20 protein-coding genes and 1 pseudogene are annotated in these 20,880 nt (G+C 72.4%); 6 read left to right on the top strand and 15 right to left on the bottom strand.

What is annotated here, in order from left to right:
* The 5 genes and pseudogenes from LQ51_RS34020 to LQ51_RS19610 form a co-directional block, all read right to left on the bottom strand.
* Positions 1-192: pseudogene (locus LQ51_RS34020) on the bottom strand (LytR family transcriptional regulator); the annotation flags it as partial.
* A 74-nt stretch (positions 193-266) separates the two neighbouring features.
* Complete coding sequence (locus tag LQ51_RS19625) at positions 267-1,244, bottom strand: UDP-glucuronic acid decarboxylase family protein (RefSeq protein ID WP_046567798.1); 978 nt, start codon at positions 1,242-1,244, stop codon at positions 267-269.
* Positions 1,245-1,325: 81 nt separating this feature from the next.
* The gene (locus tag LQ51_RS19620) at positions 1,326-2,999 is read right to left on the bottom strand and encodes a solute symporter family protein (protein ID WP_046567797.1); all 1,674 of its coding nucleotides are present in this window, start codon (positions 2,997-2,999) and stop codon (positions 1,326-1,328) included.
* Positions 2,977-3,345 carry a DUF485 domain-containing protein gene (locus LQ51_RS19615; protein ID WP_046567793.1) on the bottom strand — a complete coding sequence of 123 codons (369 nt, stop codon included), beginning with the start codon at positions 3,343-3,345 and terminating at the stop codon, positions 2,977-2,979. Before LQ51_RS19615 ends, LQ51_RS19620 begins: the two co-directional genes overlap by 23 nt.
* 156 nt (positions 3,346-3,501) lie before the next feature.
* Positions 3,502-4,242: a flavin reductase family protein gene (locus LQ51_RS19610; RefSeq protein WP_046567808.1), complete on the bottom strand. Its 741-nt coding sequence runs from the start codon at positions 4,240-4,242 to the stop codon at positions 3,502-3,504.
* A 389-nt stretch (positions 4,243-4,631) separates the two neighbouring features.
* Here LQ51_RS19610 and LQ51_RS19605 point away from each other — a divergent pair, with 389 nt between their 5' ends.
* The 3 genes from LQ51_RS19605 (at position 4,632) to LQ51_RS19595 (ending at position 5,925) form a co-directional block, all read left to right on the top strand.
* Positions 4,632-5,417 (top strand): helix-turn-helix domain-containing protein, encoded by a 786-nt coding sequence (locus LQ51_RS19605; protein WP_046567791.1) that lies wholly within the window; start codon positions 4,632-4,634, stop codon positions 5,415-5,417.
* Positions 5,414-5,599, top strand: coding sequence for a DUF397 domain-containing protein (locus tag LQ51_RS19600; protein WP_046567789.1), 186 nt, complete (start codon positions 5,414-5,416; stop codon positions 5,597-5,599). The genes LQ51_RS19605 and LQ51_RS19600 overlap by 4 nt, the downstream gene beginning before the upstream one ends.
* A 68-nt stretch (positions 5,600-5,667) precedes the next feature.
* The gene (locus tag LQ51_RS19595) at positions 5,668-5,925 is read left to right on the top strand and encodes a hypothetical protein (RefSeq protein WP_046567787.1); all 258 of its coding nucleotides are present in this window, start codon (positions 5,668-5,670) and stop codon (positions 5,923-5,925) included.
* A 60-nt stretch (positions 5,926-5,985) separates the two neighbouring features.
* On the opposite strand, the gene LQ51_RS19590 is transcribed toward LQ51_RS19595, so the two are convergent.
* The 5 genes from LQ51_RS19590 to LQ51_RS19570 form a co-directional block, all read right to left on the bottom strand.
* Positions 5,986-6,474, bottom strand: coding sequence for an SRPBCC family protein (locus tag LQ51_RS19590; RefSeq protein WP_046567785.1), 489 nt, complete (start codon positions 6,472-6,474; stop codon positions 5,986-5,988).
* A 2-nt stretch (positions 6,475-6,476) separates the two neighbouring features.
* The gene (locus LQ51_RS19585) at positions 6,477-8,171 is read right to left on the bottom strand and encodes a hypothetical protein (RefSeq protein WP_046567783.1); all 1,695 of its coding nucleotides are present in this window, start codon (positions 8,169-8,171) and stop codon (positions 6,477-6,479) included.
* A complete protein-coding gene (locus LQ51_RS19580; RefSeq protein ID WP_046567781.1) occupies positions 8,156-8,917 on the bottom strand; it encodes an ABC transporter ATP-binding protein in 762 nt (253 codons plus the stop codon). Before LQ51_RS19580 ends, LQ51_RS19585 begins: the two co-directional genes overlap by 16 nt.
* 103 nt (positions 8,918-9,020) lie before the next feature.
* Positions 9,021-10,661 (bottom strand): sodium/solute symporter, encoded by a 1,641-nt coding sequence (locus tag LQ51_RS19575; RefSeq protein ID WP_046567780.1) that lies wholly within the window; start codon positions 10,659-10,661, stop codon positions 9,021-9,023.
* A 1-nt stretch (position 10,662) separates the two neighbouring features.
* Positions 10,663-11,106 (bottom strand): hypothetical protein, encoded by a 444-nt coding sequence (locus LQ51_RS19570; protein ID WP_231605801.1) that lies wholly within the window; start codon positions 11,104-11,106, stop codon positions 10,663-10,665.
* Positions 11,107-11,275: 169 nt separating this feature from the next.
* On the opposite strand from LQ51_RS19570, the gene LQ51_RS19565 reads away from it, so the two are divergent.
* Positions 11,276-11,827 carry a Uma2 family endonuclease gene (locus tag LQ51_RS19565; RefSeq protein ID WP_046567777.1) on the top strand — a complete coding sequence of 184 codons (552 nt, stop codon included), beginning with the start codon at positions 11,276-11,278 and terminating at the stop codon, positions 11,825-11,827.
* A gap of 60 nt (positions 11,828-11,887) precedes the next feature.
* Here LQ51_RS19565 and LQ51_RS19560 read toward each other — a convergent pair whose 3' ends face one another.
* The 5 genes from LQ51_RS19560 to LQ51_RS19540 form a co-directional block, all read right to left on the bottom strand.
* On the bottom strand, positions 11,888-12,550 hold the full coding sequence (locus tag LQ51_RS19560; RefSeq protein WP_046567773.1) for a DUF5701 family protein: 663 nt from the start codon (positions 12,548-12,550) through the stop codon (positions 11,888-11,890).
* Between the two features lie 82 nt (positions 12,551-12,632).
* Positions 12,633-13,397: a LytR/AlgR family response regulator transcription factor gene (locus LQ51_RS19555; RefSeq protein ID WP_046567772.1), complete on the bottom strand. Its 765-nt coding sequence runs from the start codon at positions 13,395-13,397 to the stop codon at positions 12,633-12,635.
* Positions 13,394-14,617, bottom strand: coding sequence for a sensor histidine kinase (locus LQ51_RS19550; RefSeq protein ID WP_046567770.1), 1,224 nt, complete (start codon positions 14,615-14,617; stop codon positions 13,394-13,396). The genes LQ51_RS19555 and LQ51_RS19550 overlap by 4 nt, the downstream gene beginning before the upstream one ends.
* 32 nt (positions 14,618-14,649) lie before the next feature.
* Complete coding sequence (locus tag LQ51_RS19545; RefSeq protein ID WP_046567768.1) at positions 14,650-16,161, bottom strand: sugar transferase; 1,512 nt, start codon at positions 16,159-16,161, stop codon at positions 14,650-14,652.
* 326 nt (positions 16,162-16,487) lie between these two features.
* Positions 16,488-17,348: an Fpg/Nei family DNA glycosylase gene (locus LQ51_RS19540; protein ID WP_046567767.1), complete on the bottom strand. Its 861-nt coding sequence runs from the start codon at positions 17,346-17,348 to the stop codon at positions 16,488-16,490.
* A 136-nt stretch (positions 17,349-17,484) separates the two neighbouring features.
* Here LQ51_RS19540 and LQ51_RS19535 point away from each other — a divergent pair, with 136 nt between their 5' ends.
* Together LQ51_RS19535 and LQ51_RS19530 are read left to right on the top strand one after the other, a co-directional pair.
* Entirely contained in the window at positions 17,485-18,735 is a 1,251-nt protein-coding gene (locus LQ51_RS19535; protein WP_046567766.1) for a glycosyltransferase family 4 protein, read from the top strand.
* A gap of 305 nt (positions 18,736-19,040) precedes the next feature.
* On the top strand, positions 19,041-20,738 hold the full coding sequence (locus LQ51_RS19530; protein ID WP_046567764.1) for a glucuronoarabinoxylan endo-1,4-beta-xylanase XynC: 1,698 nt from the start codon (positions 19,041-19,043) through the stop codon (positions 20,736-20,738).
* The last annotated feature ends 142 nt before the right edge of the window (positions 20,739-20,880 follow it).

The raw sequence follows: 20,880 nt of genomic DNA, 5'->3' as shown, positions 1-20,880 counted from the left end.
GCGCGGCCCGGCCGGACCGCCGGGGCCGCCCGGCCCGTCCGGGCCGGGCTGTTCGTCGTACGACGGGTACCAGCGGGCCCCGGTGGCACGGGCGCGCCCGGCGGCGTCCCGGCCGGGGCCGGGGACCTGGGCGCGGCCCGAGTTCCGACTCAGGTGGGGAAACGGCGCGCCGGCAGACGTGGTGGCGGACATGTAACCGAGGGTAGGTCGGCCCGGCCACCGACGCCCTCAGGTGACGGCGGGTGTCAGCCTCCTCCCAGGGGGAGTCAGTACCCTAGCCGGCCGCGGAAGTAGTCGATGGTGCGGCGCAGGCCCTCTTCGGGCGCCACGGTCGGCTCGTATCCGAGCAGTTCACGGGCGAGGGTGAGATCCGGTCGCCGCTTCTCCGGGTCGTCCGCGCTGCGGGTGATGTAGGTCACCTCGGACCGGCTGTCGGCGAGCGACACGATCAACTCGGCGAGTCGCCGCATGCTCAGCTCGTGCTCCGTGCCGCAGTTGATCGGCCCGGTCTCGGTCGAGTCGAGCAGCAGCAGGATGCCCCGCACCAGGTCGTCGACGTAACAGATCGAGCGGGTCTGCTCGCCGGTGCCGTGCACGGTGATCGGCTCGCCGCGCAGCGCCTGGGCGATGAAGGTCGGGATGGCGCGGCCGTCGTCGGGGCGCATTCGCGGGCCGTACGTGTTGAAGATCCGTACGATCGCGGTGTCGGTGCCCCGGCTGCGGTGGTAGCCCATGGTGGCCGCCTCGGAGAAGCGCTTGGCCTCGTCGTAGACGCTCCGGATGCCGACCGGGTTGACGTTGCCCCAGTACGTCTCCCGCTGCGGATGCTGCTCCGGGTCCCCGTACGCCTCGGAGGTGGAGGCCATCAGGAACCGGGCGCCGTCGTCGGTGGCCCGCTCGAGCAGGGCCAGGGTGCCGACCGAGCCGACCCGGAGGATCTCCACCGGCAGCTTCTCGAAGTCGGTCGGGCTGGCCGGCGAGGCCATGTGCAGGATCGCGTCGAACCGCTCGGCCATGGCCGGGTGGGCCGGCAGCCCGTCGGAGATGTCCGCCTCGATCAGCGTGAAGGCCGGGTGGCCCAGCAGGTGGGCGACGTTCTCCTTGGACCCGGTGATGAAGTTGTCCAGCGCCACCACCGTGCAGCCGCGTTCGATGAGCCGGTCGACCAGGTGCGACGGGACGAAGCCGGCGCCACCGGTGACCAGGATGCGGTGTCCGGTTCCGAACCGGGGAGCGACCTTCATGCCGGTCAGCCTATAGCGCGGGAAGGGGCCCCCTCCTGACGCCTCGCGCCAGGCAGGGGGCCCCGGTTGACCGGGTGGTGCTCAGTGCGCGCCCGCGCCGGTCAGCGAACGCACCTCCAGTTCCGCGTACTTCTCCTCGTCGTGCTCCTTGGAGAGCAGGGTGCCGATCCAGCCGCAGAGGAAGCCGATCGGGATGGAGATGATGCCCGGGTTGGACAGCGGGAACCAGTGCCAGTCGTGGTCGGGGAACATGGCCGTCGGCGCCCCGGAGACCACCGGGGAGAAGAAGACCAGCACCACGGCGGAGATCAGGCCGCCGTAGATCGCCCAGACCGCGCCGGAGGTGTTGAACCGCTTCCAGAACAGGCTGTAGAGGATCGCCGGCAGGTTGCCGGAGGCGGCCACCGCGAAGGCGAGCGCCACCAGGAACGCCACGTTCAGGCTCTGCGCGAAGATCGACAGCACGATCGCGATGGCGCCGATCACCAGGGCGGAGATCCGGGCCACGTTGACCTCCTGCCGTTCGGAGGCGCTGCCGTCCTTCACCACGTTGGCGTAGAAGTCGTGGGCCAGGCTGGACGACGACGCCAGGGTCAACCCGGCGACCACCGCCAGGATGGTGGCGAAGGCGACCGCCGCGATGATCGCCAGCAGGGTCGCCCCGCCGAGGTCACCGCCGAAGAAGTCCTTGCCCAGCGCCTCGGCGAGCTGCGGCGCCGCGGTGTTGCCGGCCTTGTCCTGCGCGGTGATCGCCTTGCCGCCGACCAGCGCTGCCGCGCCGAAGCCGAGGGCCAGGGTGAGCAGGTAGAAGGTGCCGATGATGCCGATCGCCCAGAGCACGCTCTTCCGGGCCGCCTTGGCGGTCGGCACGGTGTAGAAGCGGATCAGGATGTGCGGCAGGCCGGCGGTGCCGAGCACCAGCGCGATGCCGAGCGAGAGCAGGTCCATCTTGCTGTAGAAGGTCTTCAGCGCGTCCCCGGGTGTCTCCACGCCGTAGCGCAACCCCGGTTCCAGGAACGCCGCGCCCTTGCCCGACTGCTTGGCGGCGTCACCCAGCAGCGAGGAGAGGTTGAACTTGTAGTGCGCCAGCACCAGCAGGGTCATCACGATCGCGCCGGTCATCAGCAGGAACGCCTTGACGATCTGGACGTACGTGGTGCCCTTCATGCCGCCGACCGTGACGTAAATGATCATCAGGGCGCCGACCAGGATGATCGTGGCCACCTTGGCGGTGTCCGCGTCCATGCCGAGGAACGTGGTGCCCGGCTTGATGCCGAGCAGCAGGGCGACCAGCGCGCCCGCGCCGACCATCTGGGCCAGCAGGTAGAAGATCGAGACGGTGATGGTGGAGACCGCCGCCGCGGTACGGACCGGCCGCTGGCGCATCCGGAAGGCCAGCACGTCGGCCATCGTGTACCGGCCGGAGTTGCGCAGCAGCTCGGCGACGAGCAGCAGCGCCACCAGCCAGGCGACCAGGAAGCCGATCGAGTAGAGGAAGCCGTCGTAGCCGTACAGGGCGATGATGCCGGCGATGCCCAGGAAGGACGCGGCGGACATGTAGTCACCGCCGATGGCCATGCCGTTCTGGAAGCCGGAGAAGGACCGGCCGCCGGCGTAGAAGTCGGTGGCGGTCTTGGTCTGCCGGCTGGCCCAGACGGTGATCGCCAGCGTGATCGCCACGAAGATCAGGAACAGCGTGATGGTGAGGTTCCGGGCGGTGGTGCTGCCCGCCTCAGCCGCGAGGACCGTGTTCATGGGTCACCTCCCCCATCTCGGCGCGGATCCGGTCGGCGACCGGGTCGATCTTCCGGTCGGCGAACCGCGAGTAGAGCCACGCGATGACGAACGTGGACACGAACTGGAGCAGGCCGAAGACGAGCGCGACGTTGATGTTGCCGAAGAGCTTCGCGCCCATGAAGCCCCGCGCGTACGCGGAGAGAATGACGTAGAGCGCGTACCACAGGAAGAACGCGACGGTCATCGGGAAGATGAAGCCGCGCAGCGCGCGCCGCAACCCGGCGAACTCGTCCGAGCGTTGTACGGCGAGGTACCGCTCGGCCGGGGACTCGGCCGGCGCGGAGGCAGGCGTGTCCGTGGACATCTGTGGATCACCACCTTCACAGGCGTCGGGGATTTTCGCGCACGGTAGAGAGCGCGCTCCCCTCCGGGGAAGGCTCGGATCGGCCCCGGTCAGCGGCTGCGCCGAACGGCACTCCGGCTGCGCCGAGTGACCCAGGTCACTCCGTTCAACGGCAGGTCAATTCGTGAGTTCCCGGTACCTACCCCGGTAGTGCAGCAGCGGCGCGGTCTCCTCGGCCAGCTCGACCGCCTCGACGGTGGCCTCCACCAGCAGGCCCCAGCCGTACTCGCGGGCCGCGTCCAGCCGGCAGCCCGCCCACCCACCGGCGTCCGACGGCACCGGCCCGTACGGAGTGTCGGTCCACGAGCCGATCGCGAAGAGGCCACCCGGCGAGGGAAAAAGGCCGGCGAAGCGGTCGGCGAGCTGCCGGTGCGCCGGCCCGAGCTGGGCGACGGCGAACCGTCCCGCCTCCTCGACCGCCGCCCACAGGTCGGACTCCGGGTCGACCAACCCGAGCAGCCGGTCCGGCTCGCCCTCGGCGACCAGCGTGGACGAGACGGTCAGCCCCGCCGGCCCCGGCGCGGTCCAGAGCGTCACGGGGGCCGCCAGCCGGCCGCGCAACCGGCGTACCGGTGAACGTTGCCCGGCGGGCACGGCGAACGGGTCGGTGTGGTGGATCTCGGCGCCCGGCTCATGATTCACGTGAAACATTGTGCCGTCCCCGGCCCGCGCCCAACCCAGGAAGCGGGCGTGCAGGTCCGTGGCGCCGGGCAGGTGGATGTGCGCCTCCGCGAGCAGGCCACCCAGGTAGACCAGCAGCTCCACCCGGTCGTGGCGGTACTCGGCCAGCAGCGCGAGCCGGGCCGGCTGGCACGGCCAGGGCGCTCCGCACCCCCGGCAGCGCCACGCCGGCCGCATCGCCAGGTGCGCCCCCACCGTCCCCGCCGCCCCCGCTGGTTCCGTCGTCCTCGCCGTTTCCGCCGTCCTCGCCGTTTCCGCCGTCCTCGCCGTCCCTGCCGTTTCCGCCGGCTTCGCCGGCTCGGGCTGTTTCGAGATCTTGGAGAGATAAGGCCCCTCTGGGGGCCGTTTCTTGCCAAGATCTCCGTTTCTTGTCGTCATCGGTACCTCCCGGGAGGGGCCGCCCCGGCCGGGGGAAGGGCCGGGGCGACCTGGCGCAGGACCGGTCGGCGGGTCGTCGCCTCCACCGGCCGGGCCGCGTGCCTCCACCCTGGACTCGGGCCTGTCGGCGGGGGAGGATGCCAGGGCTTACTACGCAGCGCGGTCGCGTACTTACCGGAGAGGTAAGGATGAACATCGAGATGTGGATCCGGGCGCTGAAGGCCGCCCGGGCCGGCGCGGAGGTCTCCCAGGAAGGGCTGGCCGGGCTGATCAAGTGGAGTCCGTCCACGGTCGCCGCCATCGAGACCGGCCGCCGCCGGCCCACCCTGGAGTTCGCCGTCGCCGCCGACCAGGCCCTCGGCACCGGCGGCCTCCTCGCCGGATTGCTGAAAGAGGACGAGGCGGAGAGCGGGCCAGCCTGGTTCGAGTCGTGGCCGGGGCACGAGGCGCGAGCTATCCGGCTGTGCTACTTCGAGCCGTGTCTGATCCCTGGGCTGCTACAGACCGAGGAGTACTGCCGAGCGGTCGTCTCGGCGGGCGGGTTGTACCGCAGCGATCGAGTGGAGGAGCTTGTCAGCCTCCGCATGGGCCGACAGCGCCTGCTCCACCGGGAAGAGCCGCCCGAGTGCGTGTTCGTCATCGACGAGAGCGCTCTGCGCAGGCCTGTCGGCGGGCCTGCCACCATAGACCGGCAGCTTGGCCGGCTGCTCGAAGCGGTCGAGCTACCGCAGGTGCGCCTACACGTCCTGCCGCTCGACGTCGGTGCTCACGTCTCCATGGGCGGCGGTTTCGTGCTCGCGGAACTGCCCGGAAAAGATCGTCTGCTCTGCCTCGACAATGCGGCGCGCGGCCAGATCGCGGACTACCCGGAGTGGATTGGCTTGGTGCAGCGGAAGTGGGAGCATCTGCTCGGCGAGGCGCTCAGCGAGCGCGCCTCCATCGACTTGATCAACAAGCTGAAGGTGACGCCATGACCAGTGCCACACCCCGCTGGCGGAAGCCGATCCGGTCCGCCAACGAGGGCAACTGCGTCGAGGTCGCGGACAATCTGCCCGGGGTGGTGCTGGTCCGGGACAGCAAGGACCCGTCGGGGCCGACCCTCACCTTCCCGCCGGCCGCCTGGCGGGCCCTGGTCACCAGCCTCCGCCGGTCCTGACCGACCTCCGCCGGCCCTGACCAGCCTCCGCCGGTCCGGACTCGACCGGAGGGCCTACCCTGCCCGGCATGTCGATGATTCCGCCGGAGCGGCTCGCCAGGGAGCGGATGGTCAGCGCCGACGCCGTCCGCGACGGCCGGATCGACCTGCGCGTCTACCCGTACCGGCATCTCGTGGTCACCGCTCGGCGGGGTTGGGGGCACAGCGGTTTCCAGCCGCTGCTGGAGGCCGTCGAGCACCTGTCCAACTACGGCTGGGAACTGGTCAACATCAGCAGCATCGGCGACGGCCACGAGTTGTACGCGGTCATTCGCCGTACGGCCTGAACCGGGGCTGACCGGCGCGGTGAAGCACCGGCGGCTCGACTTCCGGCACCTGCCTCGGTCCTAGGTGTCGAGGGTGCGGCGGGCGGCGGCCAGCACCTCCGGGTCGGCGCAGCCGGCCGCGTAGCCGGCGATCCGGCGGCGGATGTCCCGGCCGAGCAGCCACCGGCCGACCCACTCGGCGACCGGGCGCAGCAGCGCCGGCCGGCAGCGGAAGTTGTACCGCCAGGTGGCGAGCGTCGTCCCGGGATCGGGCCCCGGCGCGAACCGCCAGCCGCCGCCGAACCGTTCGAAGAACCACGGCCCGCGCACCATCTTCATGCCCACGTTGCTGGGCGGGGCGTACGAGACGTACTCGCTGACCATGACCAGGCCGTGCCGGGAGCGGGTGAAGGTGCGTACCCCCTTGCCCGGCCGGGTGGCGCCGGCCAGGAAGTGCTGCTCCCGGACGAACGGGTCCCAGCGGTAGCGGACCGGCGCCACGGTCTGCGACACGGCGAAGGCCAGCTCCGGCGGCACCGGCACGGTGACCACGGCTTCGACGACGGGCATGGTCAGCGCTTCGGGGTGACGGCGGCCAGCAGTTCCGGCTGGCGCCGGTCCAGGGCGTCGCCGGCCAGGTACGCCCCGAGCAGCGCCGCGCCCAGCCCGTACGCCACACCGACCGGCAGGGCCAGCCAGAGCCAGACGTCACCGAGCAGCGCCGCGGCCACCACCAGCGGCACCCCCAGCACCGTCGAGGAGACCATGGAGAGCAGGCTGAGCAGGCTCTTCGCCATCCCGGCTCCGCTGTTCATGGCGAACGGGTTGGTCGTCTCGGGCAGGGCGTAGCCGCCGAGCACCGCCACGAAGGAGTTGACCGCCAGCCCGCAGCCGTACGCGGCGAACAGGGCCCCGGCCATCACCCCGAGCCAGCCCGGCCGGCCGAGCGCGGCGGCCAGCACGATCGCGACGGCGATCAGGATGGGCACCACGTAGAGCGAGAACGCGGTCATCCTGGCCCGCAGCTCCACCCGCCCCGGCACCCCGGCCACCACGTTCGCCGCGTACGCGCTGCCGTCGAAGCCGAACTGGTTCGCCAGGGTGACCGAGGCGAGCACGCCGACGAAGAGCATCGAGAGGCTGACCAGCACCGGCGACGCGTCGGCCGTGGCCTGGCCGAACGCCTGGCCGCCGTCCTCGATCAGCCGGGGGCCACCCAGGTTGACCATCACCGGCACGAACACGCCGACCACCGCCACGGTGATCAGGTTGGCCCGCCGCCGGGCGTCCCGCCACCAGTAGCGGCATTCCCGGGCGACCAGCGCGCCGAACCGGTCCCGCCGGGCCCAGGAGACCGCCCGCGGGAAGAGCTCCGCGACCGCCCCGCCGATCCGGCCACGCCGCTGCCGCGCCGGCCCGGCGCTGGAGGCGCCGACCATCGCCGACTCCAGCGTCCGCGACCACCAGAGCAGCAACGCGCCCACCGTCAGCCCGGTGATCACAAGCTTCAGCCCGGCGGCTCCGCCCCGGCCCTCGGCCACGTCGATGCCGGCCGTCCACGGCGCCCCGAACGGCGTCCACGCGAGCACCCGGGCCACCCCGGTCAGCCGGTCCCAGTCGGCGCGCTGGACCGCCGCCGCCACGAAGATCTGCACCGGCCCGAGCAGCGCGGCCAGCACCGCGAGCAGCACCGCGGCCAGGTCGCGTACCCGGCGGGACCGCAGCATGGTGGCGAACGCGCTGGTCACCGCGCGGGCCACGGCCACGCAGAGCAGCAGCCCGCCGGCGGCGCCGAGCACCGCGACCAGCGCGGCCAGCCAGCCGCCGAGCGCCCCGGCGGTCACCACCAGCCCGCACACCGCGAGCAGCGTCGCCGCCACCGGCACGCTGACCAGGGCGGCGGCGAACAGGCCGGTGACCAGGGTGCGCCGGGGCAGCGGGAGCAGGGCGAACCGGGCCGGGTCCAGGGTTTCGTCCACGCCGAAGAAGACCAGCGGCAGCAGCAGCCAGCCCAGCACCAGCAGGCTGCCGCCGAACGCGGCGACCAGCAGCGCGTACCGGGGCTCGCCGGCCAGGCCGGGGGCGGCCAGCGCGAAGAAGCCGCCGACGGCGAACCAGAGCCCGAAGAACACGCCCACCACGAAAAGCGCGATCCGCCAGCCCTGGCCCCGGAAGTTGTTGCCCATCACCCGCAGCTTGAGCCGGACGAAGTGCCGGGCCGAGACCGGCCGGGCCGGCGCGTCCGGTGCGCTCACCGGGACAGCCACGACAGCTCCTCACCGGTGGCGGTCCGGCCGCCGACCGCCGCCACGAAGGCCTCCTCCAGCGGACGGCCGGCGCGGACCTCGTCGAGCGTGCCGACCCGGCAGATCCGGCCCTGGGCGAGGATCGCCACGTGCGAGCAGAGCCGCTCGACCACCTCCATCACGTGACTGGAGAAGATGACCGTGCCGCCGCCCAGCACGTAGCGGTGCAGGATGTCGCGGATCAGCGCGGCCGAGACCGGGTCGACCGCCTCGAACGGCTCGTCGAGCACCAGCAGCCGGGGGCCGTGCAGCAGCGCGCAGGCCAGGCCGATCTTCTTCTTCATGCCGGCCGAGTAGTCGACCACCAAAGTGCGGCCGGCGTCGCCGAGCGCCAGCACGTCCAGCAGCTCCGCGGCCCGCTGGTCGACCACCGCCGGGTCCATGCCGCGCAACAGACCGTGGTACGCCAGCAGCTCCGCCCCGCTGAGCCGGTCGAAGAGGCGTACCCCGTCCGGCATCACGCCGAGCAGGCCCTTGGCGCGGACCGGGTCGGCCCAGACGTCGTACCCGAGGACCCGGGCCTGGCCGGCGTCGGGGCGCAGCAGGCCGACGGCCATCGACAGGGTGGTGGTCTTGCCGGCGCCGTTCGGGCCGAGCAGCCCGTAGAACGAGCCGGTCGGCACGTCCAGGTCGACGCCGGCGACGGCCACCTTGGTGTCGAACCGCTTGACCAGGCCACGGAGGGACAGCGCGGGGTGCTCAGCCATGCCCCCGACCGTATCCCGCCCGGTCCAGCGGCCGATCCGGCCACAGGATGATCCCCGGTCCTACCTGAGCCGTAGCTCGGGGGCCGGCTGGCCGGGGGATGAGCTAGAGCCGCAGCGTCTCCGGGGCGTGCAGGCGGAGCATGGTGACTCCGACGTCGGGGGGCAGCCGTCGCCGGGTGGCCATCGACACCGCCACCATCACGGTGAACGCCAGCGGCACCGTCCAGGCGGCCGGCTGGGTGGTCAGCGTGGCCGGCCACCCGGTCAGCGGCGGGCCGAGCACGGTGAGCAGCACCGCGCCGATCGCCGCCCCACCGCCCACCAGCACCCCGGCGGCGGCGCCCAGGTCGGTCAGGCCGCGCCACCAGATGCCGAGCACCAGCAGCGGGCAGAAGCTCGACGCGGCCACCGCGAACGCCAGCCCCACCACCTGCGACACGTCCAGCCCGGAGACGTTCAAGGCGAGGACCGCCGGCACCCCGCCCGCGATCACCGTGGCCAGCCGGAAGCCGCGGACCGAGCCGCGGCCGAGCACGTCCGTGGAGATCACCCCGGCGACGCTGGTGAGCAGCCCGGACGAGGTGGAGAGGAAGGCGGCGAACGCCCCGGCGGAGACCAGCGCGGCGAGCAGCCGGCCGGTCGCGCCGTCCCCGAGCGCCGCCCCCGGCAGCAGCACCACCACCGCGTCGGTCTGCCCGGTGATCAGCAGTTGCGGGGTATAGATCCGGCCCAGCACGCCGTAGATGGTGGGCAGCAGGTAGAAGACGCCGACCAGGGCGAGCACCACCAGCGTGGTGCGCCGGGCGGCCGCGCCGTCCGGATTGGTGTAGAAGCGGACCAGCACGTGCGGCAGGCCCATGGTGCCGAGGAAGGTGGCCAGGATCAGCGAGTAGGTGGCGAACAACCCCCGGTCGTCGTCCCCGGCGGTGTCCGGGAGGAGCCAGTCGGTCGCGTCGGTGGCCGTGCCGGCGACCTCCGGCACCGGGTCGCCGGCGGCGAAGTCGAGACGGTCGCCGGGGCGTACCTCCCGGATGTCGCCGTCGGGGAGGGTGAGGGTCGCGCGGTGCTCGACCACCACGGTGGTCGCGGTCCGGAACGCCGGCCCGTCGGGCGGGGTCACCGCCGGGCGGGCGTCGGCCTGCCACTGCAACGCCAAAAAGATCGCGGGTACGGCCAGCGCGGTCAGCTTGAGCCAGTACTGAAACGCCTGGACGAAGGTGATCGCGCGCATCCCGCCCAGCGCCACGTTCGCGGTCACCACCACGGCGACCAGCAGCGCCCCCACCGGGTACGGCGAACCGGCGACCGTGTTCAACGTCAACCCGGCGCCCTGGAGTTGCGGCACCAGGTAGAGCCAGCCGATGAAGATGACGAAGACGGTGGCCAGCTTGCGCAGCCGCCGCGAGCCGAGCCGCACCTCGCAGAAGTCCGGCAGGGTGAACGCCCCGGAGCGGCGCAGCGGGGCGGCCACGAAGAGCAGCAGCGCCAGGTAGCCGGCGGCGAAGCCGACCGGGTACCAGAGCACGTCCACGCCGTACTTGAGGATCAGGCCGGCCACGCCGAGGAAGCTCGCCGCCGACAGGTATTCCCCGCCGATGGCGGCGGCGTTCCAGGTCGGGCTGACCGCCCGGGAGGCGACCAGGAAGTCGGAGGTGGTCCGGGCCAGGCGCAGCCCGTAGAAGCCGATCCCGACGGTGACCAGGGTGACCACCACGATCGCCGGGACGACGTACCCGTTGGCCATCTCAGCGCTCCGGCCGCTGGACCAGGTCGGTGAAGTCCTGCTCGTTGCGTTCGGCCAGCCGCACGTACGCCCAGCCGACCCCGATCAGGAAGGGGAAGGCGGCCACCCCGAGCAGCAGCCACGGCAGGTTGACCCCGAGCACGGTGACCCGGCCGACCGAGGGGGCGATGGCGAAGAGCCAGGGCAGCCCGCCCAACGCGATCAGCACCAGCAGGCTGAGCCGCAGCGCCAGGCTGAGCTGGGCCCGGACCAGCCCCTGCACCAGGGTCTCGCCGACCGGGGTCTGCTGGGCCAGTTCGGAGCGGGTCCGCTCGGCGCGGGTGGCCGGGCGGGCCACCTCGGCCAGCACGATCCGGGTCCGGCGCGGCGGGTCGGTGGTGCGCGGCGCGGGGACCGGAGCGGCCACCCCCCGCCCCGGACCGTCCTGCTCGTCGGCTCCGGTCATCCCCGGCAGTCTTGCCTGCTCGGTGGGATTGTCAAGGGTACGGGGACGGCGCTGTGGACAACGTGTGGATAACGCTTCACTCCTGTGGACAACCCGGTGGCGGACGGCTGCCTCGTTGTGGACGACGGGTGGGGATGTCAGGGTGAGCCGGTAGAGAGGAGGTGTGACAGTGACCAGCCCAGCTCGGCCCGGTCAAGGCGAAGCGTGGACGGTTGACGACCTCCAGGACCTTCCCGAGGACGGCCAGGATTACGAGATCTTCGACGGGAGCCTGCTCGTGTCGCCGCACGCGGACGTCTTCCACGGGGCGGTCGCCAACCGCCTCCGCCGGCTCCTCGACCGCCAGGCCCCGCCCGGGCTGCTCGTCGGGCAGGACATCGGCGTCAGCGCGAAGCGGTCCTCCTATTTCGTCCCGGATCTCTTCGTCGCCCGGGAGGATGCCCTCGACCAGGGCGGGCCGGCGCTCGCCCCGGCCGACGTGCTCCTCGTCGTCGAGGTGGTCTCACCCGGCAACGCGGGCCGCGACCTGGTCCTCAAACGGCACGAGTACGGGCTGGCCGGCATCCCCCGCTACTGGCTGGTCGAGCCGCGCAAGCAGACGCTGACCGTGCTGGCGAACGCCGGCGGTGGCTACCGCGAGGCCGCCGTGCTCAGCGCGACCGACACCCTCCGGACCGACCAGCCGTTTCCGTTGGCGCTGCCGGTGGGCGACATCTTCTGAGCGGATGCCGGCGGGGGCCAGGAACGGCCGCGCCGGCATCCGCTCCGGCCAGCCCGACGCTCAGCTCAGCCCGACCCGCACCGGATCGGCCGTGGCCGAGCCGAGCCAGGTGTGCGGGTTGCCGTGCCAGCACCAGCCCAGCTTCGGCGCACCCTGGCTGATCCAGAGCGCCGGCACCCGCCGGTCCCCGCACCGCGATCCGACCAGCGAGAAGCACCGGTTGCTGGCCAGGGCCGGCGGGTGCAGGGTGACGAAGGCCAGCCCCTCGTCGATGGTGATCGGCAGCCGGCCCGCCGCGGTCATCTGTTCCAGCGCGGTGGCCGGCGGCAGGTTGCGGTACTCCTCGCCCCGGTCCACGTCGAAGAGCAGGTACGCCGGCCCGGCCGGCACCTCCAGTTCCTTGATCGGGTCGAAGCCGGGCAGGTCGGCGGCGGGAAAGTTCCGGTCGAGCACGCCGGGCTTGCGCTTGCCGGCGAGCGTGGTCAACGCGATCCGTTCCTCGACCGGCACCAGCTCGCGGGTGGTCACCAGCAGGAACGGCACCCGCCGGTCGGTGGGTGCGGCCAGCCCGGCCGCCCCGGCGACGGCCGCTTCCCGCAGCGGGGTGAGCAGGTCGCGGAAGGCGTCCTCGGTCAGCCCGGCCAGGGCGGGGTAGCCGAGCTGCACGAGGCGGTCGAGCTGCCGGTCGAAGTCGGTCGCGGCGTCGTAACGGCTGTCGGGCATGCGAGCCTCCACTCTGTCGTACGGCGTCCCGTACAGCGTACGGCAAGTGGCGCGTATTCCCGGTCCGGCGGAAAATCTCCGCTCAGCGGTTCCAGTCCTGCTTGGCGGCCCGGACCAGCTTGTCCTTCAACTCCCGGGTGTGCCGGCGGCTCACCGGCAACTCCGACCCGTCGATCACCACCACGTACCCGGAGTTGACCAGCCGCAGCTCCGCGATCAGCCGCAGCTGCACCAGGTACGACCGGTGGATCCGCACGAAACCCGCATCCGCCCAGCGCTCCGCCAGGGTGGCCAGCGAGACCCGGACCAGGTGCGAACCGTCCGCGGTGTGCAGCCGGGCGTAGTCGCCCTGCGCCTCCACCCAGCGCACCGCCGAGCGGGGCAGCATCCGGGTCGTCCCGGCCAGCTCGATCGGGATCGTCGGGTCCTCCTCGGCCCGGGCCAGCGCCGCCGGATGCGAGGGCACCACCCGGGAACCGATCACCCGGCGCAGCGACTCGGCCAGCCGTTCCGCCCGTACCGGCTTGCGCACGTAGTCCGTGGCGCCCAGGTCGAAGGCGTCCACCGCGCCGTCGTCGTACGCGGTGACGAAGACGATCGCCGGTGGCCGGGCGAACCGGCGCAGCACCCGGGCCAGCTCCATGCCGTCCAGGCCGGGCATCCGGATGTCCAGGAAGACCACGTCCACGTCCCCGTCGCGGAGCAGCCGCAGCGCCTCGGTGGCGTCCCCGGCGGTGTGCAGCCGGGCCACCCGCGGATCCGCTCGCAGGTGGTACGCCAGCTCGTCCAGCGCCGGCGGCTCGTCGTCCACCGCGAGCACGCGGAGGAACCCGGTGGCGGTGTTCATGACGTCGCCCGTACCCCGGGATGGAACTTCGGCACCCGCATGCTCACCTTCGTACCCGAGCCCAGGCCGGTCTCGACGACCAGGCCGAACCGGTCCCCGAAGACCGACCGGAGCCGCTCGTCGACGTTCGAGAGACCGACGTGCTGCCCCGGGTCGTCGGTCGGGTCACCGCCGTCCGCGGCCAGCTCGGCGATGCCGGCGGTCAGCGTGGTCGGATCCATCCCCACTCCGTCGTCCTCCACCGTGATGTGGCACTCCGCGCCCGCGTCCCGGGCCTCGATGCTCACCATGCCGGTGCCCGGCTTGCGGGACAACCCGTGCCGGACGGCGTTCTCCACCAGCGGCTGGAGGCAGAGGAACGGCAGGGTCACCGGCAGCACCTCCGGCGCGATCTGGAGCCGCACCTGGAGCCGCTCGCCGAACCGGGCCCGCTCGATGGTCAGGTACCGGTCGATCGAGCGCAGCTCCTCGGCGAGGGTGGTGAACTCGCCGTGCGCCCGGAACGAGTAGCGGGTGAACTCGGCGAACTCCAGGATCAGCTCGCGGGCCCGCTCCGGGTCGGTCCGGACGAACGAACCGATCGCGGTCAGCGCGTTGTAGATGAAGTGCGGGCTGATCTGGGCGCGCAGCGCGCGTACCTCGGCCCGGGCCAGGCGCTCCCGGGACGAGTCCAGCTCGGCGAGGGCGAGCTGGTCACCGGCCCAGTGGGCGGTCTCCAGGGTGGCCTGCACCAGCCCCGGGGCGGGCCGCTCGTCGGCGATCGCCACCAGCGCCCCGACCACCCGGCCGTCCGCGCTCAGCGGGGCCACCACGGCGCCGCGTACCGGACAGTCCACCAGGTCGCACTGCAGCTCCGCGTCGTGCAGCACGGTCGACCGGCCGGTGCCGGCCGCCCGCTGGGCCGCCGCGAGCAGTTGGTCGCCGTGGTGCGCCCCGCGCCCGTCGAGCGCGAGCAGGGCCTCCCGGTCCGTCAGGGCCAGCCCGGCCGCACCGACCAGGGCCCGCAGATGGCGTACGGCCTTCGCCGCGCCCGTGCTGCTCAACCCGGCCCGCAGCGGCTCGGCGGCGAGGCCGGCGGTGTGCAGCACCTCGTAGGTGGCGCGCTGGGTGGCGGTCGCGATGCCCCGGCGGCCGCGCAGCCGCAGCACCGCCCAGAGCGCCGCGGCGAGCGCGCTGACCAGCGAGACGACGCCGAACACGGCCGAGAGGTTGGCACCCACGCAGCGATCCTGACGGGTACGCCCCCGTAGCGCTAGTACGCGCCCTTGCGGGCGAGCACCACCCCGACGGTCCGCCACAGGATGCTCAGGTCGTACGCCAGCGACCAGTTGTCGACGTAGTAGAGGTCGAGCCGGACCGCCTCGTCCCAGGACAGGTCGGAGCGGCCGGAGACCTGCCACAGGCCGGTGATCCCGGGGCGGACCAGCAGCCGGCGCCGCACGTCGCCCAGGAAGTCGCCGTCGTCGGCGGGGAGCGGGCGCGGCCCGACCAGGGACATCTCGCCCCAGAGCACGTTGATCAGCTGGGGCAGCTCGTCCAGCGAGGAGGCGCGCAGGAACCGGCCCACCGGGAAGACCCGCGGGTCCTGCTTCATCTTGAACAGCAGGCCGTCGGTCTCGTTCTGGTCGACCAGGCTGGCCAGGCGCTCCTCGGCGTCGACGTACATGGTCCGGAACTTCCAGACCCGGAAGGTCCGCCCCTCGTGCCCGACCCGGGGCTGCCGGAAGAAGACCGGCCCGGGGTCGGAGATCCGGATGGCGAGCGCCACGGCCGCGAAGAGCGGGATCAGCAGCACCAGGCCGAGCCCGGCGGCGACCCGGTCCATCAGGTTCTTGACCAGCAGCGCCGGGCCCGACAGCGTCGGCTCCTCGACGTGCAGCAGCGGCAGGCCCTCGATCGGGCGGATGTGCACCCGAGGCCCGGCGATGTCGGTGAGTTGGGGCGCGACCACCAGGTCGACGCCGGAGCCCTCCAGCTGCCAGGCCAGCCGGCGCAGCTCGCCGGGCTCGGCGCTGGCCGAGCCGCAGACCGCGATGGTGTCCCCGCCGACCTCGCGGACCAGGGCGAGCACGTCCCGGCCGGCATAGACCGGCACGGGAGTCTCGATGCCGCGCGCCGCGGCGTACCCGTCGGTGAGGTGGATCGCCACCGGCACCAGGCCGGCGCTGGGGTTGCGGGTGACCGCGGTGTAGACCTCCAGGCACTCCGGCAGGGTGCCGATCAGCACCATCCGGTGCCCGGCCTGGCCGGCCTGGCGGCGGATCGCGTGCAGCAGGAAGCGCGCCAGGAAGCGCTCCACCAGGATCAGCAGCAACGCGCCGAGCAGGGCGAAGCCCACCGTGTAGCGGGAGAGGTCGGTCTTGGTGGCGAAGGCGAGGAACGACACCGTGGCGGCGACCGCCACCCCGGCGCGGACCACCCGCTTGAACTCGTCGGGGCCCAGCCCGAGGTAGCGCCGGTCGTACGCCCGGTTGCCCCAGAGCAGGACCAGCCAGCCGAGCGGCAGCAGCACGAACGCCACGGTGTAGAACCAGGTCGGGTCTTCCTGGGCGTTGTAGAAGCCGGCCCGGGCCTGGCCGAACGCCTCCTGGGCGATCCAGTCGGCCACCACCACCGCGGCGAAGTCGAGCAGGAGCAGCAGCGCGGTGTAGGGGCGGTGCCAGCGGGACACCCGCCGGCGGGCACGGGCCCAAGCCGACCGGGGTACGCCGTTGTGCGACGGCGGTGTCGGCGGCTGGATCTCGAAGCTGTCGACGTGCCGCACGCTCTTGCTCCGGCCTGTGTTGGTTACCGGGCGCTGGAGGCTTGTCGTCACCTCAACCCATGTCCTCCCGCATGACACGCGTCCTCACTCGCAGTGAGGGCCCGGGTCGCCCACCGTCCCAGTCTCCCACGCCGGGCCCGGCCGGGACGGCCTCCCGAAGGGAAGTGCCGTCCGTCGGTGCTCGCGGGGATCTGGCCGGCTCCGTATCGGTTGTGAAGCCGGGGACCGGGCCACTATACCGATGGATGACGGCCCCGGTAGAGGAGCAGACGGGAGCTTCGGAGATCCCGGGCCGATTCCTCTCCGTAATCGCAGGGTGGGGTTACTCACCGTACGAGGCGGGACAACCGACGGTCAGCGAGTGGTTTGCCCCCGGTCTGGCAGGTGGGGCAGTACTGGAGGCTCGAATCGGCGAACGAAACCTCGCGCACCAGATCGCCACATACCGGGCAGGGCAGGCCCTTCCGGGCGTGGACCTTCAGCCCGGAGCGCTTCTCGCCCTTCAACTCGGCGGCCCGCTGCCCCATCGACCGCCGGACCGCGTCACCGAGCACGGCCCGGGTCGCCGCGTGCAGGGTGGCGAGCTGGTCGTCCGTGAGCCGGTCGGTGAGCGCGAACGGCGAGAGCTTCGCCGCGTGCAGGATCTCGTCGGAGTACGCGTTACCCACGCCGGCCAGCACCGCCTGGTCGGTCAGCACCCCCTTGACCTGCCCGCGCCGGCTGCGGAGCCGCTCGGCGAAGGTGGCCAGGTCGGCACCGAGCGCGTCCGGCCCCAGCTTGGCCACCCCCGGCACCTGCGCCGGATCGGTCACCAGGTACGCGGCCAGCTTCTTCTGGGTGCCGGCCTCGGTCAGGTCGAACCCGGAGCCGTCGTCGAGCCGGACCCGCAGCGCCACCGGGCCCTTGCCCGGGCGCAGCGGAGTGGTCGACGGAAACGCCTCCCGGTAGTGCAGCCAGCCCGCGCGGGCCAGGTGCACGACCAGGTGCAGCCCGCCCTCGAAGAGCACGTCGAGGAACTTGCCGTGCCGGCCCGCACCGGTCACGGCCTGCCCAGCCACCGCGCTCGGCGGCGGGTCGTACGTCTTCAGGGCACTGATCGCGGCAACCTCGACGCGCTCGACGCGCCGGCCCACCGCGCGCTCGCGCAGATAGCCGGCGAGCGCTTCCACCTCCGGTAATTCAGGCACCGTCCAACGGTAGCCTTCTTTCCCGTGAGCGTGAGGAATGAGCTTGCGAGTCCCGCAGTCGCGAACGAAAGGCAAGCTCCGTGAGCGTGAGGAATGAGCTTGCGAGTCCCGCAGTCGCGAACGAAAGGCAAGCTCCGTGAGAATCGTGGTGGCGCACAACCGGTACCGGGAAGCCCAGCCCTCCGGCGAGAACACCATCGTCGACGCCGAGATCGCCCAGCTCACCGCCGCCGGGGTGGAGGTGCTGCCGTTCCTGCGCAGCTCCGACGAGATCCCCACCATGTCGAAGGCGGCCAAGGCGCTGCTGCCGATCTCCCCGATCTGGGCCCCCCAGGCCCAGCACGACCTCGACCGGCTGCTGGTCGAGCACCGGCCCGACGTGCTGCACCTGCACAACCCGTACCCGCTGCTCTCGCCCTGGGTGGTGCGGACCGCGCACAAGCGGGGGGTGCCGGTGGTGCAGACCGTGCACAACTACCGGCAGGTCTGCTCCTCCGGGCTCTACTTCCGCGACGGCGTGATCTGCCAGGACTGCCGGGGCCGGGCGCTGGGCGTGCCGGCGATCGTGCACCGCTGCTACCGCGACTCCCGGGCGCAGAGCGCGCTGATGGCCACCACGCTCGCCGTGCACCGCCCCACCTGGAAGTCGGTGGACCGGTTCATCGCGCTCACCACGGCGGTCGCCGATCACCTGCGCGACTACGGCATCCCGGACGAGCGGATCGTGGTCAAGCCCAACGGCATTCCCGACCCGGGTACGCCCGCCCCGCTCGGCGACGGCTTCCTCTACCTGGCCCGGCTCTCCCCCGAGAAGGGGCTCGGCCTGCTGCTGGACGCCTGGCGACGGCACCCGGACGGCTCGCTCGGCCCGCTGCGCATCGCCGGCGACGGCGAGCTGCGCCACCTGGCCGAGGCCGCGGCCGCCGAGCGCGCCGACGTGACGTACCTCGGGTCGCTGGACCGCGCCGGGGTCCGCGCGGCGGTCGAGGCCAGCGCCGTGATCGTGGCCGCCTCGACCTGGCACGACGTGCTGCCCACCGTGATCCTGGAGGCGATGGCGAGCGGGCGGCCGGTGCTCGGCACCGCGCTCGGCGGCATCCCGTACCTGGTCGGGGCGGACGCCCCCCGCGAGCCCGCCGGCACCGGCCCGGCCGCCGTCGCCACCGCCACCCCGGGCGTGGGCTCCGTCCCGCTGCCGCACGGGGTGAAGCCGGGCGAGGCGGGCTGGGTGGTGGCCCCGGAGCCGGCGGCGCTGGCCGCCGCGCTGCCGGTGGCGCGGGCCGGGGCGGCGGCCCTGGCTCCGGCCGCCCGCGCGCGCTACGAGCACACCTTCCACCCGGACGTGCTCACGAAACGCCTGATCGACGTGTACGCCTCGCTGCGCTGACCCGGCACCACCCGTGCTGTTCCACCGACCGGCGTGGTCGGCGGTGGACGACGCGCCGGTGGTGTCACACGCGCCTTCCTGGCGCTCACCGGAGCCGGTGGGAGCGCTTGACCCGTGCTGCGCGAGGAACCTAAGCTCCGATTTTGTTAGCGATAACAGTGGCGTCAGTCGATGAGAGCCGACAGGTCATTGACGCCGGGGTCAAGGGCAGCCCCCAGGCGACGCTGGAGAGCGGTGCCGACCGGACCCGACCGGACCGGGAAAGGCGCGCGTCTCACCACCACCAGCCAGGAGGAGAACGCACCATGACGCAAAATCAGCACGAGTCGGGCGGCGGCGAGCGGCGACTGCTGCGCCGGAGAACCGTCCTGACCACGATCGGGGCCGTGCCGGTCGCGGCGGCGGCGACCCTGCTGGGAGCCACGAGAGCCTCGGCCGCACCGGCGACCATCAACCTGTCCGCGCGGCGGCAGACGATCAAGGGCTACGGCGCCATGACCCACGCGGCCTGGATCGGCGACCTGACGGCCGCCCAGCGGGAGACGGCGTTCGGCACCGGCGAGGGGCGGCTGGGGTTCTCCATCCTGCGCATCCCCGTCGGCGAGAGTCAGGCGGACTTCGGCCGTGACCTGGCGACGGCGAAGCGCGCGGCCGAACTCGGGGTGACCGTCTTCGCGTCGCCGTGGAACCCTCCCGCCAGCATGATCGAGACCTTCGTGCGCGGCAGTCAGACCAACGCGAAGCGGCTGCGGTACAGCTCGTACGCCGCCTACGCCCAGCACCTGAACGACTTCACCACCTACCTGCGCAACAACGGGGTGAACCTGTACGCCATCTCCGTGCAGAACGAGCCCGACTACGCGCACGACTGGACCTGGTGGACCAGCAGCGAGATCGTCCGGTTCCTGCGGGAGAACGCCGGCTCGATCGGCACCAGGGTCATGGCGCCCGAGTCCTTCCAGTACGTCAAGTCCATGTCCGACCCGATCCTCAACGACCCCGTCGCGCTGGCCAACGTGGACATCATCGGGGCCCACCTCTACGGCACGCCGTACTCGAACTTCCCGTACCCCCTCTTCACCCAGAAGGGTGCCGGCAAAGAACTCTGGATGACCGAGGTCTACTACCCGAACAGCAACGCCAACTCGGGCGACGCCTGGCCCGAGGCGCTCGACGTGGGCGAGCACATCCATCGCGCGATGGTGGACGCCGAGTTCCAGGCATACGTCTGGTGGTACCTGCGGCGCAGCTACGGCCCCATGCGGGAGGACGGCCAGATCAGCAAGCGGGGCGCCATGATGGCGCACTTCGCCCGGTTCGTACGACCCGGTTACGACCGGATCGACGCGACGGCGAACCCGGCATCGAACGTCTACGTCTCGGCGTACCGGGGTGGCGACACCGTCGTCATCGTCGCCGTCAACAAGAACACCTCGTCGGTGAGCCAACAGTTCACCCTGTCGGGCGCCACCGCGTCCGGAAGCGTCTCGAACTGGCTCACCGACGGGAGCCGGACCGTCGCCCCGCAGAGCGCGCTCACCATGACGAACGGCTCCCTCACCGTCACGCTGCCCGCCCGCAGCATCATGACCTTCGTGACCAGCGTCACCGGAACGCCGCCGCCCACCACCCCGCCGCCGACCACCCCGCCGGCCAGTCCGACCCCCACGCCCACAACCGGTGGCACCGGCCCCCGGGTCACCTACACGGTGAACAGCTGGAATTCCGGCCTCACCGCCAGCATCGGCATCACCAACACCGGCACCTCGGCGATCAACGGCTGGACGCTGGCCTTCACCCTGCCCTCGGGGCAGTCCATCACCTCGGGCTGGAACGCCACCTACTCGCCCGCCAGCGGCCAGGTGAGCGCCCGCAACGTCGACTACAACGCCACGATCGCCCCCGGCGCGACCATCGACATCGGCTTCCAGGCGAGCCACACGGGCAACACCGCCGAACCGACCGCCTTCACCCTCAACGGCATCCCCTGCACGGTGGCCTGACCGCGCCCGGGAAACCGACGGACCACCGGGTGCGGCCCTTCCGGCGACGGAGGGGCCGCACCCGCCGTCCCCCGACGCCTCTCCGGTGTGGTCGCGCCCGAACGCAGGCCGGCGCCGGGCTCGGCGGTCAGCAGGATGCCGG

Origin of the sequence: Micromonospora sp. HK10, from assembly GCF_000982955.1 — a bacterium.
GTDB lineage: Bacteria > Actinomycetota > Actinomycetes > Mycobacteriales > Micromonosporaceae > Micromonospora.
Note: the sequence above shows the minus strand (reverse complement) of the source record. Positions and strands in the feature narration are given on the sequence as shown.

Coding starts and splice junctions, on each gene's coding strand:
- LQ51_RS19625 (WP_046567798.1), bottom strand. CDS start 1,244: ATGAAGGTCGCTCCCCGGTTCGGAACCGGACACCGCATCCTGGTCACC.
- LQ51_RS19620 (WP_046567797.1), bottom strand. CDS start 2,999: ATGAACACGGTCCTCGCGGCTGAGGCGGGCAGCACCACCGCCCGGAAC.
- LQ51_RS19615 (WP_046567793.1), bottom strand. CDS start 3,345: ATGTCCACGGACACGCCTGCCTCCGCGCCGGCCGAGTCCCCGGCCGAG.
- LQ51_RS19610 (WP_046567808.1), bottom strand. CDS start 4,242: ATGCGGCCGGCGTGGCGCTGCCGGGGGTGCGGAGCGCCCTGGCCGTGC.
- LQ51_RS19605 (WP_046567791.1), top strand. CDS start 4,632: ATGAACATCGAGATGTGGATCCGGGCGCTGAAGGCCGCCCGGGCCGGC.
- LQ51_RS19600 (WP_046567789.1), top strand. CDS start 5,414: ATGACCAGTGCCACACCCCGCTGGCGGAAGCCGATCCGGTCCGCCAAC.
- LQ51_RS19595 (WP_046567787.1), top strand. CDS start 5,668: ATGTCGATGATTCCGCCGGAGCGGCTCGCCAGGGAGCGGATGGTCAGC.
- LQ51_RS19590 (WP_046567785.1), bottom strand. CDS start 6,474: ATGCCCGTCGTCGAAGCCGTGGTCACCGTGCCGGTGCCGCCGGAGCTG.
- LQ51_RS19580 (WP_046567781.1), bottom strand. CDS start 8,917: ATGGCTGAGCACCCCGCGCTGTCCCTCCGTGGCCTGGTCAAGCGGTTC.
- LQ51_RS19575 (WP_046567780.1), bottom strand. CDS start 10,661: ATGGCCAACGGGTACGTCGTCCCGGCGATCGTGGTGGTCACCCTGGTC.
- LQ51_RS19570 (WP_231605801.1), bottom strand. CDS start 11,106: ATGACCGGAGCCGACGAGCAGGACGGTCCGGGGCGGGGGGTGGCCGCT.
- LQ51_RS19560 (WP_046567773.1), bottom strand. CDS start 12,550: ATGCCCGACAGCCGTTACGACGCCGCGACCGACTTCGACCGGCAGCTC.
- LQ51_RS19555 (WP_046567772.1), bottom strand. CDS start 13,397: ATGAACACCGCCACCGGGTTCCTCCGCGTGCTCGCGGTGGACGACGAG.
- LQ51_RS19530 (WP_046567764.1), top strand. CDS start 19,041: ATGACGCAAAATCAGCACGAGTCGGGCGGCGGCGAGCGGCGACTGCTG.